1 protein-coding gene is annotated in these 232 nt (G+C 40.5%); it reads right to left on the bottom strand.

All coding sequences use genetic code 11. The features are described 5' to 3' along the window. Window positions 1–232 (bottom strand): hypothetical protein (locus tag AAEY75_RS17275; protein WP_352260416.1); only part of this gene is annotated, 232 nt, incomplete at both ends.

Below are 232 nucleotides of genomic sequence, written 5' to 3'. Positions count from 1 at the left end.
CCAGACGTGATAGGCGAGGTGATAGTTGGTTTTCTTTAGCATGGGGGTGATGTAAAAATATAATGGCAGCATTTTCTTTGATATTATGAGCACTGTCATTTACCCCAACCAATGCTGGCGGTAATTTATGTTCTTGCGTTTGCAGGTCAATCAAAATACTGTTGGAGCGCGAATAATCTTGCAGCACATAAAATCTTAACGTCTGATCATCCTGTTCAAACTCAGGTAACTC

Source organism: Psychrobacter sp. TB55-MNA-CIBAN-0194 (assembly GCF_040309505.1).
In the GTDB taxonomy this organism is placed as follows: domain Bacteria; phylum Pseudomonadota; class Gammaproteobacteria; order Pseudomonadales; family Moraxellaceae; genus Psychrobacter; species Psychrobacter fozii.
This window is presented reverse-complemented; position numbering and strand designations above follow the sequence as displayed.